The sequence below is a fragment of the Oryzifoliimicrobium ureilyticum genome, from assembly GCF_037199735.1.
Classification (GTDB): domain Bacteria; phylum Pseudomonadota; class Alphaproteobacteria; order Rhizobiales; family Rhizobiaceae; genus Rhizobium; species Rhizobium ureilyticus.
The window spans coordinates 1-17,571 of record NZ_JBBBVQ010000040.1; the positions used below are offsets into that span (position 1 = coordinate 1).

General features: G+C 55.5%; 14 protein-coding genes and 1 tRNA gene. 13 read left to right on the top strand and 2 right to left on the bottom strand.

What is annotated here, in order from left to right:
* Positions 1–61: 61 nt before the first annotated feature.
* Positions 62–406: a hypothetical protein gene (locus tag VQ830_RS27620; RefSeq protein WP_337271367.1), complete on the bottom strand. Its 345-nt coding sequence runs from the start codon at positions 404–406 to the stop codon at positions 62–64.
* 222 nt (positions 407–628) lie between these two features.
* Between VQ830_RS27620 and VQ830_RS27625 the strand changes: the two genes are divergently transcribed.
* The 9 genes from VQ830_RS27625 (at position 629) to rpoC (ending at position 13,180) form a co-directional block, all read left to right on the top strand.
* Positions 629–704 (top strand) — tRNA-Trp (locus tag VQ830_RS27625).
* Between the two features lie 172 nt (positions 705–876).
* Positions 877–1,077, top strand: a complete 201-nt coding sequence (secE, locus tag VQ830_RS27630; RefSeq protein WP_337271368.1) for a preprotein translocase subunit SecE — start codon at positions 877–879, stop codon at positions 1,075–1,077.
* A 17-nt stretch (positions 1,078–1,094) separates the two neighbouring features.
* The gene (nusG, locus tag VQ830_RS27635) at positions 1,095–1,625 is read left to right on the top strand and encodes a transcription termination/antitermination protein NusG (RefSeq protein ID WP_337271369.1); all 531 of its coding nucleotides are present in this window, start codon (positions 1,095–1,097) and stop codon (positions 1,623–1,625) included.
* A gap of 177 nt (positions 1,626–1,802) precedes the next feature.
* Positions 1,803–2,234 carry a 50S ribosomal protein L11 gene (rplK, locus tag VQ830_RS27640; protein ID WP_337271370.1) on the top strand — a complete coding sequence of 144 codons (432 nt, stop codon included), beginning with the start codon at positions 1,803–1,805 and terminating at the stop codon, positions 2,232–2,234.
* A gap of 4 nt (positions 2,235–2,238) precedes the next feature.
* Positions 2,239–2,937, top strand: a complete 699-nt coding sequence (gene rplA / locus VQ830_RS27645; RefSeq protein WP_337271371.1) for a 50S ribosomal protein L1 — start codon at positions 2,239–2,241, stop codon at positions 2,935–2,937.
* Positions 2,938–3,287: 350 nt separating this feature from the next.
* Positions 3,288–3,806 carry a 50S ribosomal protein L10 gene (gene rplJ / locus VQ830_RS27650; protein ID WP_337271372.1) on the top strand — a complete coding sequence of 173 codons (519 nt, stop codon included), beginning with the start codon at positions 3,288–3,290 and terminating at the stop codon, positions 3,804–3,806.
* A gap of 60 nt (positions 3,807–3,866) precedes the next feature.
* Positions 3,867–4,247 (top strand): 50S ribosomal protein L7/L12, encoded by a 381-nt coding sequence (gene rplL / locus VQ830_RS27655; protein WP_337271373.1) that lies wholly within the window; start codon positions 3,867–3,869, stop codon positions 4,245–4,247.
* Positions 4,248–4,507: 260 nt separating this feature from the next.
* Complete coding sequence (gene rpoB, locus VQ830_RS27660; RefSeq protein WP_337271374.1) at positions 4,508–8,650, top strand: DNA-directed RNA polymerase subunit beta; 4,143 nt, start codon at positions 4,508–4,510, stop codon at positions 8,648–8,650.
* Positions 8,651–8,968: 318 nt separating this feature from the next.
* Entirely contained in the window at positions 8,969–13,180 is a 4,212-nt protein-coding gene (gene rpoC, locus VQ830_RS27665) for a DNA-directed RNA polymerase subunit beta' (protein WP_337271378.1), read from the top strand.
* Positions 13,181–13,441: 261 nt separating this feature from the next.
* Here rpoC and VQ830_RS27670 read toward each other — a convergent pair whose 3' ends face one another.
* The gene (locus tag VQ830_RS27670) at positions 13,442–13,738 is read right to left on the bottom strand and encodes a transcriptional regulator (RefSeq protein WP_337271375.1); all 297 of its coding nucleotides are present in this window, start codon (positions 13,736–13,738) and stop codon (positions 13,442–13,444) included.
* Positions 13,739–14,333: 595 nt separating this feature from the next.
* On the opposite strand from VQ830_RS27670, the gene rpsL reads away from it, so the two are divergent.
* The 4 genes from rpsL to VQ830_RS27690 form a co-directional block, all read left to right on the top strand.
* On the top strand, positions 14,334–14,705 hold the full coding sequence (gene rpsL / locus VQ830_RS27675) for a 30S ribosomal protein S12 (protein WP_022719193.1): 372 nt from the start codon (positions 14,334–14,336) through the stop codon (positions 14,703–14,705).
* Positions 14,706–14,783: 78 nt separating this feature from the next.
* Entirely contained in the window at positions 14,784–15,254 is a 471-nt protein-coding gene (rpsG, locus tag VQ830_RS27680) for a 30S ribosomal protein S7 (RefSeq protein ID WP_337271376.1), read from the top strand.
* Between the two features lie 30 nt (positions 15,255–15,284).
* Positions 15,285–17,384, top strand: coding sequence for an elongation factor G (gene fusA, locus VQ830_RS27685; protein ID WP_337271377.1), 2,100 nt, complete (start codon positions 15,285–15,287; stop codon positions 17,382–17,384).
* A gap of 68 nt (positions 17,385–17,452) precedes the next feature.
* The coding region (locus VQ830_RS27690; protein ID WP_139108845.1) for a GTP-binding protein at positions 17,453–17,571 on the top strand (119 nt) is incomplete at its 3' end.

Below are 17,571 nucleotides of genomic sequence, written 5' to 3' on the forward strand. Positions count from 1 at the left end.
GCCTAGAGGGGCGGGGCAGGCTTCGGCGTCAACGCTGCCGAAATTAGTCGCTCCTGTGTTCTTAATTGTCATGCTCGCGGCAGGAGTCGCTAATAGATGCTCCGCTCTGACCGCCGCGGGTATCGACGCCCGAGTTCTGCTGTGCCATTCCAGGGCACTCCATCACATGAGAAGGATCCACGCTGTATGTGATGTTGCGGTCAACGTCTGGCATTGGCACAGGATGCGTTCCATTGCCGTCGCCGACGACGTCGGAAGAGTAGCGCGGTGCACTACCGCCATTTGCCGCGTCATCGATCTGATAGGCGCCATTCTGTTGGGCCGGGGTAACCGATGTGCTCTGCGCGAAAGCGGAAGTTGCCACACCGATTGCGAACATGGATGTCGCCAGTAACTTGAATTTCATCTTCTGTTCTCCTCGTAAAGCGGTTGATTACGACAGTCGGTTAACAAACCCCAGACTTATTGGTTCCGAGAAAATTGATGTAAAGGGAGGGCGGCCATTTCGCATCGATGTGGATCCGGTCGGAAAAAATTCGAATACCTACTTGCCAAGGAGCAGTTACCGTCTTAAAGAGCGCCGTACTTCAAAGCCGGGCGATGCGAAAGCGCGCAAACGCTGAGAAGAAGGGGTATAGCTCAGCTGGTAGAGCGGCGGTCTCCAAAACCGCAGGTCGGGGGTTCGAGCCCCTCTGCCCCTGCCAACAAGATCACAGGCAGCGCGAGTATTCGCAGCGCCCTTTCTTGTTTGGCGATGAGCGAATGTCAGTTTCCTCTTGTATTCTAGGACGCGGGCATTTATTGGGAATTCAACAGACACGCGGTGCGTGGGGCTGAGACAATCAGCTTTACGTGCCGTAAATGCGTGGACAGGCAATGGCATCAAAATCCAATCCGATAACGTTTCTGCGGCAAGTTCGCACCGAGACGTCAAAGGTCACTTGGCCATCGCGCCGTGAAACGATGATCTCGACCGTCATGGTCCTTGTCATGGTCATTATTTCCGCGCTGTTTTTCTTTGCCGCCGACCAGCTCATCAGCCTCGCGTTGAGCTGGGTGTTGGGCGTTGCAAGCTGAGCGATTGGAGAGACAAGATGGCCGCGCGTTGGTATATCGTTCACGCATATTCAAATTTCGAAAAGAAGGTTGCTGAGTCGATTGAAGAGAAGGCTCGCCAGAAGGGGCTGGAGCATCTTTTCGAGAGGATTTTGGTTCCGACAGAGAAGGTGGTCGAAGTCCGTCGCGGCCGTAAGGTCGATTCGGAGCGGAAGTTCTTTCCAGGATATGTGCTGGTTCGCGCCAATCTGACGGATGAGGCTTACCACCTGATCAAGAACACGCCGAAAGTCACCGGTTTTCTCGGTTCCGATAATAAGCCGGTTCCGATTCCGGACCATGAAGCCGAGCGCATTCTGGGTCAGGTGCAGGAGGGTGTCGAGCGTCCGAAGTCTTCGGTTAGCTTTGAGATTGGCGAGCAGGTCCGCGTATCGGATGGTCCGTTTGCATCCTTCAACGGCGTTGTTCAGGATGTGGATGAAGAGCGTTCACGCCTCAAGGTCGAGGTGTCTATCTTCGGCCGCGCGACGCCGGTCGAGCTCGAATACGGTCAGGTTGAAAAAGTCTGATTGTTGAGGAATGTGGGGAGCGGATTTACCGCTGCCCATAAAGGGCATGTCCCGTAAATCGCGTGGAAGGTCGTCGAAGTTAGCCGCTTCTACACGGACCGCACCACGCAACCGCAGCCGCCGGAGTTCCGGCATTAGGAGGCCGGGTAACCGGCCGTATTTGAAAGGCAGAGAGCAATGGCTAAGAAAGTTGCAGGCCAGCTCAAGCTTCAGGTCAAGGCAGGATCGGCTAACCCGTCCCCGCCAATCGGACCTGCGCTTGGTCAGCGCGGCATCAACATCATGGAATTCTGCAAGGCGTTCAACGCCGCTACGCAGGAAATGGAAAAGGGTATGCCGATCCCGGTCGTCATCACCTATTACCAGGATAAGTCTTTCACCTTTGCGATGAAGCAGCCGCCAGTCAGCTACTTCCTCAAGAAGGAAGCCAAGATTCAGTCCGGTTCGAAGACGCCTGGCAAGGGTTCATTTGTCGGCAAGCTCACCAAGGCGCAGATCAAGTCTATCGCTGAAGCGAAGATGAAGGATCTGAATGCGGCTGATATCGACGGTGCGATGGCTATGATCGAGGGCTCTGCCCGCGCCATGGGCCTGGAAGTGGTAGGTTAAGATCATGGCTGGAAAGCGTACGAAAAAGATCAACGAAGGTGTTGATCCAACAAAGCTTTACGCTCTTGATGCTGCTATCAGCATGGTCAAGGAGCGCGCGGTTGCGAAGTTCGACGAAACTGTTGAAATTGCAATGAACCTGGGTGTCGATCCGCGTCATGCCGACCAGATGGTCCGTGGCGTTGTCAACCTGCCGAACGGCACGGGTAAGGATGTGCGCGTCGCTGTCTTCGCACGTGGCGCCAAGGCTGATGAAGCGAAAGCTGCCGGCGCTGATATCGTCGGCGCAGAAGAACTCGTCGAAATCGTACAGGGCGGCAAGATCGATTTCGATCGTTGCATTGCAACGCCTGACATGATGCCGCTTGTTGGTCGTCTGGGTAAAGTTCTGGGTCCGCGCGGTATGATGCCGAACCCGAAGGTCGGTACCGTGACCATGGACGTTGCTGGCGCCATCAAGGCTTCCAAGGGCGGTGCTGTTGAATTCCGCGTCGAAAAGGCTGGCATTATCCATGCAGGTATTGGAAAGGCTTCGTTTGAAGCCAAGGCGCTGGAAGAAAACATCCGTGCGTTCGCTGATGCTGTCTTGAAGGCAAAGCCAGTCGGTGCGAAGGGCAACTACGTCAAGCGCGTCGCTATTTCTTCGACAATGGGTCCTGGCGTAAAGATCGATCCTTCGTCGGTCTCGGCTCCAGGCGCCTAATTTGAGCTGGCCATATCGGCCGCTTGTTAAATTATGCGGGATAATCCCGCGAAAAGATTCCGGCCCTGCCAAGGGGCCGGAATATTCCGGAGAAATCCGGAATCCTGTCCGAGATTGCAGGTGGCATCAGCCTTAATCGCTTTTGCCTGCATGAGACGGGGTGAGATCCGATTTCGTGGGTTTCCCACGTTGTTTCGGTTCGAGCCTTGGATGCCCTGTGCCTTCAGCCCCATCGGGCGCGAAGCGCGAGTGGACAGGATCCTCGAGCGCCGCTTGGGATCGTCTCGGTCCCGGGAGGTAAAGGCAACCCGGCGGGTTCTTGTAAAAGGCCCGTCAACTGGAGATAGGCAGTGGAAAGAGCGGAAAAGCGCGAATTCGTCACAGAACTGAACGAAGTCTTCAAGACTTCCGGTTCGGTTGTTGTGGCCCACTACGCCGGTGTCACAGTCGCACAGATGAACGATTTTCGTTCGAAGATGCGCGCTGCTGGCGGCACCGTGAAGGTCGCGAAAAACCGCCTGGCCAAAATTGCTCTTCAGGGCACGGAGTCGGAAGGGATGGCAAATCTCTTCACGGGTCAGACACTGATCGCTTTCAGTGAAGATCCGATCACGGCTCCAAAGGTCGTCATGGACTTCGCCAAAACCAACGATAAGCTCGTTGTTATTGGTGGCGCCATGGGATCGACAACGCTCAACGCGGAAGCAGTCAAGTCGCTTGCGACCCTGCCTTCGCTTGATGAACTGCGCGCGAAGCTGCTGGGCATGATCCAGACTCCAGCCACGCGTATCGCAGGCGTTGTTCAAGCACCGGCAGCTCAGCTTGCCCGCGTGTTTGCGGCCTATGCCAAGAAGGACGAAGCCGCTTAAGGCGGTTTTTCGCTGTTTATTGAAAACCGGTTCGAACCGAACACTAAAGGAAGTAAGAAAATGGCTGATCTCGCAAAGATCGTTGAAGACCTCTCCTCGTTGACCGTTCTGGAAGCTGCAGAACTGTCCAAGATGCTTGAAGAGAAGTGGGGCGTTTCTGCTGCTGCTCCGGTTGCTGTTGCAGCCGCAGCTGGTGGTGCAGGTGCAGCTGCTCCTGTTGAAGAAGAAAAGACTGAGTTTGACGTTATCCTCGTTGACGCTGGCGCCAACAAGATCAACGTCATCAAGGAAGTTCGCGGCATCACCGGCCTCGGCCTCAAGGAAGCTAAGGACCTCGTCGAAGGCGCTCCTAAGGCTGTCAAGGAAGGCATTTCCAAGGGCGAAGCTGCTGACATCAAGAAGAAGCTGGAAGACGCTGGCGCAAAGGCCGACGTTAAGTAAGCTTGAAATGCATGCGGGAGGTGCCATATATAGGGCGCCTCCCATTTGCCGTTTTTAGGACTGATTACCCAAAAGCCGCGTGAAAACGGCTTTTGGGTAATGGGTTCTTCAAGAGCATGGTTCCGAACTGAAGGCAAAGGCAATCCGGCCGCGCGCTTCGGGAAGCGGAACGAGGTTGAACTATCCCATTTTAGACGGGGTCGACTGGCCATCGGTTCCCGTCCGTTGCAGGCCCGGATGCATTTTTTGAAGGAGCGACGATGGCTCAGACCCATTCGTTCAATGGTCGTAGGCGCGTACGCAAATTTTTCGGAAAAATTCCTGAAGTCGCAGAGATGCCGAACCTTATCGAGGTTCAAAAAGCATCGTATGATCAATTCTTGATGGTTGAAGAGCCGAAGGGCGGACGTCCGGACGAGGGTCTTCAGGCTGTCTTCAAGTCGGTATTTCCGATCACGGACTTTTCCGGCGCTTCCATGCTCGAATTCGTGTCGTACGAATTTGAACCGCCGAAATTCGACGTCGACGAGTGCCGTCAGCGCGACCTGACATATGCAGCGCCTTTGAAGGTGACGCTTCGCCTTATCGTGTTCGATATTGACGAAGATACCGGCGCCAAGTCCATCAAGGACATCAAAGAGCAGTCCGTCTACATGGGCGATATGCCGCTGATGACCAACAATGGTACGTTCATCGTGAACGGTACCGAACGCGTCATCGTTTCGCAGATGCATCGTTCGCCTGGCGTGTTTTTCGATCACGACAAGGGCAAGAGCCATTCGTCGGGCAAGCTGCTGTTTGCCGCGCGCGTGATCCCGTATCGTGGTTCGTGGCTCGACATCGAGTTCGACGCGAAAGACATCGTCTATGCGCGTATCGACCGTCGCCGCAAGATTCCTGTGACTTCGCTGCTCATGGCGCTCGGCATGGATGGCGAGGACATTCTTTCGACCTTCTATACGAAGTCCGATTACACCCGCGACGGTGACGGATGGCGCGTTCCTTTCAATGCCGAGACATTGAAGGGCACGAAGTCCATCACTGCCATGATTGATGCCGACACCGGTGAAGTGGTGGTCGAGGCAGGTAAGAAGCTCACGCCACGTCTGCTTCGTCAATTGAGCGAGAAGGGCTTGAAGGCTCTCAAGGCGACCGACGAAGACCTCTACGGCAACTACCTGGCCGAGGATATCGTCAACTACCAGACGGGTGAAATCTATCTGGAAGCCGGCGACGAAATCGACGAAAAGACGCTCCCCATCATTCTCGACAATGGCTTTGACGAGATCCCGGTTCTGGGCATCGACCACATCAATGTTGGCGCCTATATCCGCAACACCTTGTCGGCTGACAAGAATGAGAACCGGCAGGACGCGCTTTTCGACATTTACCGCGTTATGCGTCCGGGCGAACCGCCGACTATGGAGTCGGGGGAGGCGATGTTCAATTCGCTGTTCTTCGATGCGGAGCGCTATGACCTCTCGGCAGTTGGCCGCGTCAAGATGAACATGCGTCTTGATCTCGATTGCCCAGATACGGTTCGTGTCCTGCGTAAGGAAGATATCCTGGCGGTCGTCAAGATGCTCGTCGAGCTGCGTGACGGCAAGGGCGAGATCGACGACATCGACAACCTCGGCAATCGTCGCGTTCGTTCTGTGGGCGAATTGATGGAGAATCAGTATCGTCTCGGCTTGCTTCGCATGGAGCGCGCGATCAAGGAACGCATGTCCTCGATCGAGATCGACACGGTCATGCCGCAGGACCTGATCAATGCAAAGCCAGCTGCAGCCGCAGTGCGCGAATTCTTTGGATCCTCGCAGCTTTCGCAGTTCATGGACCAGGTCAATCCGCTCTCGGAAATCACGCACAAGCGCCGTCTGTCGGCTCTTGGCCCAGGTGGTCTTACCCGCGAACGCGCAGGCTTCGAAGTCCGCGACGTTCACCCGACGCATTATGGCCGTATCTGCCCGATTGAAACGCCGGAAGGTCCAAACATCGGTTTGATCAACTCGCTTGCGACCTTTGCTCGTGTAAACAAATACGGCTTTATCGAAAGCCCGTATCGTCGGATCGTCGACGGGAAGGTAACGAACGACGTTCTTTATCTGTCGGCCATGGAAGAAGCGAAGTACTACGTCGCTCAGGCAAACGCAGAGCTGAATGCAGACGGTTCGTTTGCTGATGAGTTCGTGGTTTGCCGTCATGCGGGGGAAGTTATGCTTGCTCCGCGCGACAGCATGAACCTGATGGACGTTTCGCCGAAACAGGTTGTTTCGGTCGCTGCAGCGCTCATTCCGTTCCTGGAAAACGACGACGCCAACCGCGCTCTGATGGGCTCGAACATGCAGCGTCAAGCTGTGCCTCTGCTGCGTGCCGAAGCACCGTTCGTCGGAACCGGGATGGAGCCCGTCGTCGCTCGCGATTCCGGAGCTGCGATCGGCGCACGGCGCAGTGGCGTGGTGGATCAGGTCGACGCGACTCGTATCGTTATCCGTGCGACGGAAGATCTCGAATCCGGCAAGTCCGGCGTTGACATCTATCGTCTGCAGAAGTTCCAGCGCTCGAACCAGAACACCTGCGTTAATCAGCGTCCGCTGGTGACGGTCGGTGACGTCGTCAACAAGGGCGATATCCTCGCGGACGGTCCTTCGACCGACCTCGGCGATCTGGCTCTTGGCCGCAACGCGCTGGTCGCGTTCATGCCGTGGAATGGCTACAACTACGAAGACTCGATCCTCCTGTCGGAGCGCATCGTTGCTGACGACGTGTTCACCTCCATTCACATCGAAGAATTCGAAGTGATGGCGCGTGACACGAAGCTTGGTCCTGAAGAAATCACGCGCGATATTCCGAACGTTTCGGAAGAAGCGCTGAAAAACTTGGACGAAGCCGGCATCGTGTATATCGGTGCTGAAGTTCAGCCTGGTGATATCCTCGTCGGCAAGATCACGCCAAAGGGCGAAAGCCCGATGACGCCGGAAGAAAAGCTTCTGCGCGCCATCTTCGGCGAAAAGGCTTCTGACGTTCGCGACACGTCCATGCGTATGCCGCCCGGCACCTACGGCACGGTCGTTGAAGTTCGTGTCTTTAACCGTCACGGCGTCGAAAAAGACGAACGTGCAATGGCGATTGAACGCGAAGAGATCGAGCGTCTTGCCAAGGACCGTGACGACGAACAGGCGATCCTCGATCGTAACGTCTACGGGCGCCTGATCGAGATGCTGCGCGGTCAGAACTCTGTTGCTGGTCCGAAGGGCTTCAAGAAGGGTACGCAGCTGTCAAACGCTGTCGTCTCTGAATATCCCCGCTCGCAGTGGTGGATGTTTGCTGTTGAAGACGAAAAAGTACAGGCCGAGATCGAAGCACTCCGTGGCCAATACGATGAATCCAAGTCGCGCCTTGAACAGCGCTTCATGGATAAGGTCGAGAAGGTACAGCGCGGCGATGAAATGCCGCCCGGCGTGATGAAGATGGTTAAGGTCTTCGTCGCCGTGAAGCGTAAGATCCAGCCCGGCGACAAGATGGCTGGCCGTCACGGTAACAAGGGTGTTGTATCGCGCATTGTGCCGATTGAAGACATGCCGTTCCTGGAAGATGGAACGCACGTTGACGTCGTGCTCAACCCGCTCGGCGTTCCCTCGCGCATGAACGTCGGCCAGATTCTGGAAACGCATCTCGGTTGGGCCTGCGCCGGTATGGGCAGACAGATCGGGGAGCTTTTGGAAGCTTACAAGCAAAGCGGCGATATTGCTCCGCTCCGTAAGACCATCACCGACGTTTCGGGAACAGGACCGAAGGGCGAGCCCGTCAAGGATTATGACGATGACTCGGTTCTTCGTCTGGCCGACCAGTGGAAGCGCGGCGTTTCGATTGCAACGCCGGTCTTCGACGGTGCGAACGAAGCGGATGTCAACGCCATGTTGAAGATGGCAGGTCTTCGCGAGTCTGGTCAGTCGACGCTGTATGACGGCCGTACTGGCGAGCAGTTCGACCGGCAGGTGACTGTTGGCTACATCTACATGTTGAAGCTGAACCACCTTGTTGACGACAAGATCCACGCTCGTTCGATCGGTCCTTACTCGCTCGTGACGCAGCAGCCATTGGGCGGCAAGGCACAGTTCGGCGGTCAGCGCTTCGGGGAAATGGAAGTCTGGGCTCTGGAAGCCTACGGCGCTGCCTACACCCTGCAGGAAATGCTGACGGTAAAGTCGGACGACGTAGCCGGCCGTACGAAAGTCTACGAAGCGATCGTTCGTGGCGACGACACGTTCGAGGCAGGCATTCCGGAGAGCTTCAACGTTCTCGTCAAGGAAATGCGTTCTCTTGGCCTGTCGGTCGAGCTGGAAAACTCGAAGATCGAGGATGTCCAGCAAACGAGCGAACTGCCGGACGCTGCAGAGTAAAAATAAAAGGCGCGCGCTGTCTGTCGGCGCGCGCCGGCTCCATCCGAAGCCGCAAGCTCGGCGAGGGTAGGGGCGGACTAACCGCAGCAGCGGTTTTCATCGTTTTAGGCGATGGCGCGGCGCCCGGGATGCCGGCGCTCATCGCAAGCCAAGGGCGCTAAGCCCATGAAGGAGACAGGCATGAACCAAGAGGTCATGAATCTTTTCAATCCGCAGATGCCTGCACAGAATTTCGATTCTATCAGGATTTCGATTGCCTCTCCGGAGAAGATTCTCTCCTGGTCNGCCAAGGGCGCTAAGCCCATGAAGGAGACAGGCATGAACCAAGAGGTCATGAATCTTTTCAATCCGCAGATGCCTGCACAGAATTTCGATTCTATCAGGATTTCGATTGCCTCTCCGGAGAAGATTCTCTCCTGGTCCTACGGCGAAATCAAAAAGCCGGAAACCATCAACTACCGTACGTTCAAGCCAGAACGTGACGGTCTTTTCTGCGCGCGTATCTTCGGGCCGATCAAAGACTACGAATGCCTTTGCGGCAAGTACAAGCGCATGAAGTACAAGGGCATCATCTGCGAAAAATGCGGCGTGGAAGTCACGCTGTCTCGCGTTCGTCGCGAGCGCATGGGCCATATCGAACTTGCAGCTCCGGTTGCGCATATCTGGTTCCTGAAGTCTCTGCCGAGCCGCATCTCGACGCTGCTTGACATGACGTTGAAGGATGTAGAGCGCGTTCTCTACTTCGAAAACTACATCGTCACCGAGCCCGGCTTGACCGCGTTGAAGGAGCATCAGCTCCTCAGCGAAGAAGAGTACATGCTGGCGATCGACGAATATGGTGAAGACCAGTTCACGGCAATGATCGGCGCCGAGGCTATCTACGAGATGCTGGCGTCGATGAACCTCGACAAGATTGCCGGCGATCTTCGCGCCGAGCTTGCCGATACGACCTCAGATCTTAAGCAGAAGAAGCTGATGAAGCGGCTAAAGATCGTCGAGAATTTCATCGAGTCGGGCAATCGTCCCGAGTGGATGATCATGAAGGTCGTTCCGGTTATCCCACCGGATCTGCGTCCTCTCGTGCCGCTTGACGGCGGTCGTTTTGCAACGTCTGACCTCAACGATCTTTACCGCCGCGTCATCAACCGTAACAATCGTCTGAAGCGTCTGATCGAACTTCGCGCTCCTGGCATCATTATCCGCAACGAAAAGCGCATGCTGCAGGAATCTGTCGACGCGCTGTTTGACAACGGCCGTCGCGGCCGCGTCATCACCGGCGCCAACAAGCGTCCGCTGAAGTCGTTGTCCGACATGCTGAAGGGCAAGCAGGGTCGCTTCCGTCAGAACCTTCTCGGCAAGCGCGTGGACTATTCGGGTCGTTCGGTTATCGTAACGGGTCCTGAACTGAAGCTTCATCAGTGCGGTCTTCCGAAGAAGATGGCTCTCGAGCTCTTCAAGCCATTCATCTATGCTCGTCTTGACGCGAAAGGTTATTCTTCGACCGTCAAGCAGGCCAAGAAGCTTGTTGAAAAGGAAAAGCCGGAAGTCTGGGATATCCTAGACGAGGTCATTCGCGAGCATCCGGTTCTGCTGAACCGCGCTCCGACGTTGCACCGCCTGGGCATTCAGGCTTTCGAACCGATCCTGGTCGAAGGCAAGGCCATCCAGTTGCATCCGCTTGTCTGCACCGCCTTCAACGCTGACTTTGACGGCGACCAGATGGCTGTTCACGTTCCGCTTTCGCTGGAAGCCCAGCTCGAAGCACGCGTGTTGATGATGTCGACGAACAACATCCTGCATCCTGCGAACGGCGCGCCGATTATCGTTCCGTCGCAGGACATGGTTCTTGGTCTTTATTATCTTTCGATCATGAACCAGAACGAGCCTGGCGAAGGCATGGCCTTCTCCGATCTCGGCGAGTTGCATCACGCGCTGGAAAGCAAGGTTGTGACGCTTCACACCAAGATTCGCGGTCGTTTCAAGACGGTCGATGAAAATGGCAATGCTGTTTCAAAGATCCATGAAACGACGCCTGGACGTCTCTTGATCGGTGAGCTTCTGCCGAAGAACCACAAGGTTCCTTTCGACATCTGCAACCAGGAAATGACCAAGAAGAACATCTCCAAGATGATCGACGCGGTCTACCGTCACTGCGGCCAGAAGGACACAGTGATCTTCTGCGACAGGATCATGCAGCTTGGCTTCTCGCATGCTTGCCGCGCAGGCATTTCTTTCGGCAAGGACGACATGGTTATCCCATCGTCCAAGGCGAAGATCGTTGCTGATACGGAATCCTTGGTCAAGGAATACGAGCAGCAGTACAACGATGGTCTGATCACGCAGGGCGAGAAGTACAACAAGGTTGTCGACGCCTGGGGCAAGGCCACCGAAAAGGTTGCTGAAGAGATGATGGCCCGCATTAAGGCCGTCGAGTTCGACGATTCCACCGGCCGTCAGAAGCCGATGAACTCGATCTACATGATGAGCCATTCCGGTGCGCGTGGTTCTCCGAACCAGATGCGTCAGCTGGGCGGCATGCGCGGCCTTATGGCCAAGCCGTCAGGCGAAATCATCGAAACGCCGATCATTTCGAACTTTAAGGAAGGTCTGACCGTCAACGAGTACTTCAACTCGACCCACGGTGCTCGTAAGGGCCTTGCAGATACGGCGCTGAAGACTGCGAACTCGGGCTACCTGACGCGTCGTCTGGTTGACGTGGCGCAGGATTGCATCGTCACGCAGATCGATTGCGGCACGCAGAATGGCTTGACCATGACTGCGATCGTCGATGCTGGCCAGGTCGTTGCTTCTCTTGGCGCTCGTATCCTTGGTCGTACGGCACTTGACGACATCGACAACCCAGTAACGGGTGAGACGATCATCCCAGCGGGTGAGATGATCCTTGAGCCGCATGTCGTAGAAATCGAAAAGGCTGGCATCCAGTCGGTTCGTATTCGCTCGGCCTTGACGTGCGAAATCCAGACGGGCGTCTGCTCGGTCTGCTACGGCCGTGACCTTGCACGCGGTACACCTGTCAACATCGGTGAAGCTGTCGGCGTTATTGCTGCACAGTCGATCGGTGAGCCGGGAACCCAGCTTACGATGCGTACCTTCCACTTGGGCGGCACGGCGACGGTTGTCGACCAGTCCTTCTTGGAAGCATCGTATGAGGGCACCGTTCAGATCAAGAACCGCAACGTTCTCCGCAATTCGGAAGGAAACCTGGTTGCCATGGGTCGTAACATGGCGGTACAGATCCTTGACGAGCGCGGTGTCGAGCGGTCTTCGCAGCGTGTTGCTTACGGCTCAAAGCTGTTTGTCGACGATGGTGACAAGGTCAAGCGCGGTCAGCGTCTTGCTGAGTGGGATCCATACACCCGTCCGATGATGACGGAACTGGCTGGTACGGTTCACTTCGAAGACGTCGTCGACGGTCTGTCTGTGCTCGAAGCCACGGACGAATCCACCGGTATTACAAAGCGTCAGGTTATCGACTGGCGTTCGACGCCGCGTGGTTCGGATTTGAAGCCTGCTATCGTCATCAAGGATGCCAACGGTAACATCGCCAAGCTGTCGCGTGGTAGCGATGCTCGCTTCCTTCTCTCGGTGGATGCGATCCTGTCGGTCGAGCCAGGTCAGAAAGTTAGCCAGGGCGATGTTCTTGCGCGTTCTCCTCTAGAAAGCGCCAAGACCAAGGACATCACCGGTGGTCTGCCACGCGTTGCTGAACTCTTCGAAGCGCGTCGTCCGAAGGATCATGCCATCATCGCTGAGATCGATGGTACGGTTCGCCTGGGCCGCGACTATAAGAACAAGCGTCGCGTCATCATCGAGCCTGCGGAGGACGGCGTTGAGCCGGTCGAGTATCTCATCCCGAAAGGTAAGCCGTTCCATCTTCAAGATGGCGACTACATCGAAAAGGGTGATTATATCCTCGACGGCAACCCGGCACCGCATGACATCCTGGCAATCAAGGGCGTGGAAGCCTTGGCTTCCTATCTCGTGAATGAAATTCAGGAAGTTTATCGACTGCAGGGCGTTGTGATCAACGATAAGCACATCGAGGTAATCGTTCGCCAGATGCTGCAGAAGGTCGAAATCACCGATGCAGGTGACTCCACCTACATCGTTGGCGACAATGTCGATCGCATCGAACTGGAGGACGTCAACGACGCCCTTATCGAGGAAGGCAAGCGTCCCGCTTCTGGCGACCCTGTTCTTCTGGGTATCACCAAGGCGTCGCTCCAAACACCGTCGTTCATTTCCGCCGCATCGTTCCAAGAAACCACAAAGGTTCTCACGGAAGCTGCAATCGCCGGCAAGACCGATGGTCTGCAGGGTCTGAAGGAAAACGTGATCGTCGGCCGCCTCATCCCAGCTGGTACGGGCGGTACAATGACGCAGATTCGCAGAATTGCCACGGCCCGTGACGATCTTATTCTTGAAGAGCGTCGTAAGGGCACGGGCGCAGATTCGGCAACGCCGATGCTGCGCGACATGGCTGGCGAAAATGCACCTGCCGCTGAGTAAGCTTGGGATAGACTGCTAGATCCAAATCACCGCCCGGAGACATCCGGGCGGTTTTTTTATTGAATCCATATCTGAACGTTTGGTCGAGGTACAAAGTCACAATGCCGATGCGCAAATGTTATCCGACATGAGATCGGCTGACAGGAAGGGCTTGTGCGCGGATCGAAAGACTTAGCCCATTCAGAAGAACGACACGCAAAGTTAGGCCGCGTCCGACAAGTCGAAACGCGGCCTTTTTCGAGCAACAGAAGTTAGACCTTTTTAGCCGTCAAACCGGATGATGGCAATTTCGCCAGCCACAGCATCCTTGTAGGCAGAGGCGTGCGGCTCGTCTTCAGGCGCATCCTGCAGCAGCCCGATTTGATCCAAGTCGGCTTCCGCAAAACCTTCTTCAGCAAGCGCGTTTAGAGCGCCACGAACAGCGCTGTCATCGTCAGCCGCCTTCAGAAGTACATGAAGGGACACGCCCTTTTTCTTGTCCGACTCATATCCCTTGCCGATAATGATGAAGATCATTGGTTCTTCGAGATTATTGTCGTTATCGGGATTTGATATCATGAGAGGTCCTTTGTTCGGAATCACCGCTAAGGGTAGGGCTTCAGGCGCTGAGCGCATAAAGATTCGCTATGGCATGATTCTTTAAAGCCTTTTTTGTTCCCTTGCCCGGCTTTTTCTTCGACCCGGAATGCGGCGAAGTGTTCCGATATTTCTGTCATAAACGGGCTTGCAGTAGGGCTTTGGCAAGATATTTCCCTGCCGCCCTTGACGAAAGGCCTTTGAACCAGTAGTAACCCGCGCCATCGGAACCCATGTGAGGCGTGGAATTTCAGAGCGACACGCTCCGGAGCTTTACCTCAAACAAGGTTCGAAACGCACGTTGAAGATATGATGCCCGTATGCATGACGCATGTCTTTGCGTCCTCTGCCTTGTGTGGTCGATCCGGAAAAATGGGGTCGTGCCACATTTTGTGCATTGAAGAGACGTGTGATCTTGCCGGAGACGGCGTGTATACGAGCATGTCGCCCGAAAACGGGATCCGCTTTCGGGCTTGCGGCATGTGCAGGAACAAGAACGTGAGGCGCGCCCTGCGGCGTTCAGTCTTCGACGCGCTTCGGCCCGTAAGGGCGCTAGACAAATGTAAGGGATGGTTGAATGCCTACCGTAAACCAGCTGATCCGCAAGCCTCGCCAGGCAAGTGTAAAGCGTAATAAGGTTCCTGCCCTGCAGGAAAACCCACAAAAGCGCGGTGTTTGCACCCGCGTTTATACGACGACGCCGAAAAAGCCGAACTCGGCTCTTCGTAAGGTCGCTAAAATCCGCCTGACCAATGGCTTTGAAGTCATCGGCTATATCCCTGGTGAAGGTCACAACCTTCAGGAACACTCTGTTGTCATGATCCGTGGCGGCCGTGTTAAGGACCTTCCAGGTGTACGTTATCACATCATCCGCGGCGTTCTCGATACCCAGGGTGTCAAGAACCGCAAGCAGCGCCGTTCAAAGTACGGTGCAAAGCGTCCGAAGTAATTCGGTTGAAACGATTCCGGCGCTGCGCGAGGTCCTCCGCGTGGTTGAGCGCCTTAACGGTTAAAGAGACGAGAAGTTATGTCACGACGTCATAGAGCAGAAAAGCGCGAGATCAATCCGGACCCGAAGTTCGGCGATCTCGTCGTCACGAAATTCATGAACGCCATCATGCTGGACGGCAAGAAGTCTGTCGCCGAAAATATCGTTTACGGTGCTTTCGATGCAGTGCAGGCCAAAGCCAAGCAAGAGCCGCTCAACATCTTCCATCAGGCGCTTGAAAACGTCGCTCCGCACGTTGAAGTCCGTTCGCGTCGTGTCGGTGGTGCAACGTATCAGGTTCCAGTTGATGTTCGTCCTGAGCGCCGTCAGGCCCTGGCTATCCGTTGGCTGATTGCTGCTGCTCGCAAGCGCAACGAAACGACAATGGTTGATCGCCTTTCCGGCGAACTTCTCGATGCATCCAACAACCGTGGCTCCGCTGTCAAGAAGCGCGAAGACACGCACAAGATGGCCGACGCCAACCGCGCGTTCTCGCATTATCGTTGGTAATTCGGCCCGGTTATCGAAAGGCAGTCCATCATGGCTCGCGAATATAAAATCGAAGACTACCGTAATTTCGGTATCATGGCGCATATCGACGCCGGTAAGACAACGACCACCGAACGTATTCTTTACTACACCGGTAAGTCGCATAAGATCGGCGAAGTTCACGATGGCGCTGCCACGATGGACTGGATGGAGCAGGAGCAGGAGCGTGGCATCACGATCACGTCCGCTGCCACCACGACCTTCTGGAAGGGCCGTGACGGCAAGATGCGCCGCTTCAACATTATCGACACGCCCGGCCACGTTGACTTCACGATCGAAGTCGAACGTTCCTTGCGCGTTCTCGACGGCGCTGTTGCTCTCCTTGATGCCAACGCTGGCGTAGAGCCACAGACCGAAACGGTCTGGCGTCAGGCTGACAAGTACAACGTTCCGCGGATGATCTTCTGCAACAAGATGGACAAGACTGGCGCGGACTTCTACCGCTCTGTCGAGATGATTAAGACGCGCCTTGGCGCGACCGCCGTCGTCTGCCAATTGCCGATCGGTGCAGAAACCGAATTCAAGGGCGTTGTCGATCTGATTGAAATGAACGCTCTCGTGTGGCGCGACGAGTCTCTCGGCGCACAGTGGGACGTCGTTGAAATTCCTGACGATCTTAAGGAGCGTGCAGAAGAATTCCGCGAAAAGTTGATCGAGACGGTTGTCGAGATCGACGAAGAAGCCATGGAAGCTTACTTGAATGGCGACATGCCAGACAATGATAAGATCCGTGCTCTTATCCGTCGCGGCACGATTGACGTGAAGTTCTTCCCAATGTTCTGCGGCTCTGCCTTCAAGAACAAGGGCGTTCAGCCGCTGCTCGACGCAGTGGTCGAATACCTGCCTTCGCCGATCGATATTCCGGCGATCAAGGGGATTGACGTAAAGACGGAGAGCGAAATCGAGCGTCATCCTGACGATGCCGAGCCGCTTTCGATGCTTGCGTTCAAGATCATGAACGACCCCTTCGTCGGTTCGTTGACGTTCTGCCGCATTTACTCCGGTAAGCTCGAAAAGGGCTCGTCCTTGATGAACACCGTCAAGGAAAAGCGCGAGCGCGTTGGCCGTATGCTGCAGATGCATTCGAACTCACGTGAAGACATCGAAGAAGCCTTCGCTGGCGACATCGTTGCTCTTGCTGGTCTGAAGGAAACGACAACGGGCGATACGCTTTGCGATCCTCTGAAGCCGGTTATCCTGGAGCGCATGGAGTTCCCTGAACCCGTCATCCAGATCGCCATTGAGCCGAAGTCCAAGGGCGATCAGGAAAAGATGGGCTTGGCGCTCAATCGTCTGGCTGCCGAAGACCCTTCCTTCCGCGTGAAGACTGACCAGGAATCAGGTCAGACCATCATTGCAGGGATGGGAGAGCTTCACCTCGACATTCTCGTTGATCGCATGCGTCGCGAGTTCAAGGTTGAGGCAACTGTTGGCGCCCCGCAGGTTGCTTATCGTGAGACGATCACGAGAAAGCACGAAGAGGACTACACGCATAAGAAGCAGTCCGGTGGTACCGGTCAGTTCGCGCGCGTCAAGCTCGTCTTCGAACCGAACCCGGATGGCGATGACTTCGTCTTCGAATCCAAGATCGTTGGCGGTGCAGTTCCGAAGGAATACATTCCAGGTGTCCAGAAGGGCATCGAAAGCGTTCTTTCCTCGGGTCCTCTCGCTGGCTTCCCGATGCTCGGCGTGAAAGCGACGCTCATCGACGGTGCGTTCCATGATGTTGACTCGTCGGTTCTGGCCTTCGAAATCGCGGCGCGTGCTTGCTTCCGTGAAGCAGCGAAGAAGGCTGGTGCACAGCTTCTTGAGCCAATGATGAAAGTCGAAGTCGTAACGCCGGAAGACTATGTCGGCGACGTTATCGGCGATCTGAACTCTCGTCGTGGTCAGATCCAGGGCCAGGAAAGCCGTGGTATCGCAGTCGTCATCAATGCACATGTGCCGCTGGCTAACATGTTCAAGTACGTCGACAATCTGCGCTCCATGTCGCAGGGCCGTGCGCAGTATTCGATGGTCTTCGATCATTATGCGCCAGTTCCGTCCAACGTTGCGACGGAAATTCAGGCAAAGTATTCCGGTCAGAAGTGACCGGAATACCCTCTGGACTTTGAATTAAAAAGAACACCCCCTCGGGGACAAAAAACGGAGAGCCGAAAATGGCAAAGAGTAAGTTTGAGCGGAACAAGCCGCACGTCAACATTGGGACGATTGGGCACGTTGACCACGGCAAGACGTCCTTGACGGCAGCGATTACGAAGTATTTCGGCGAGTTCAA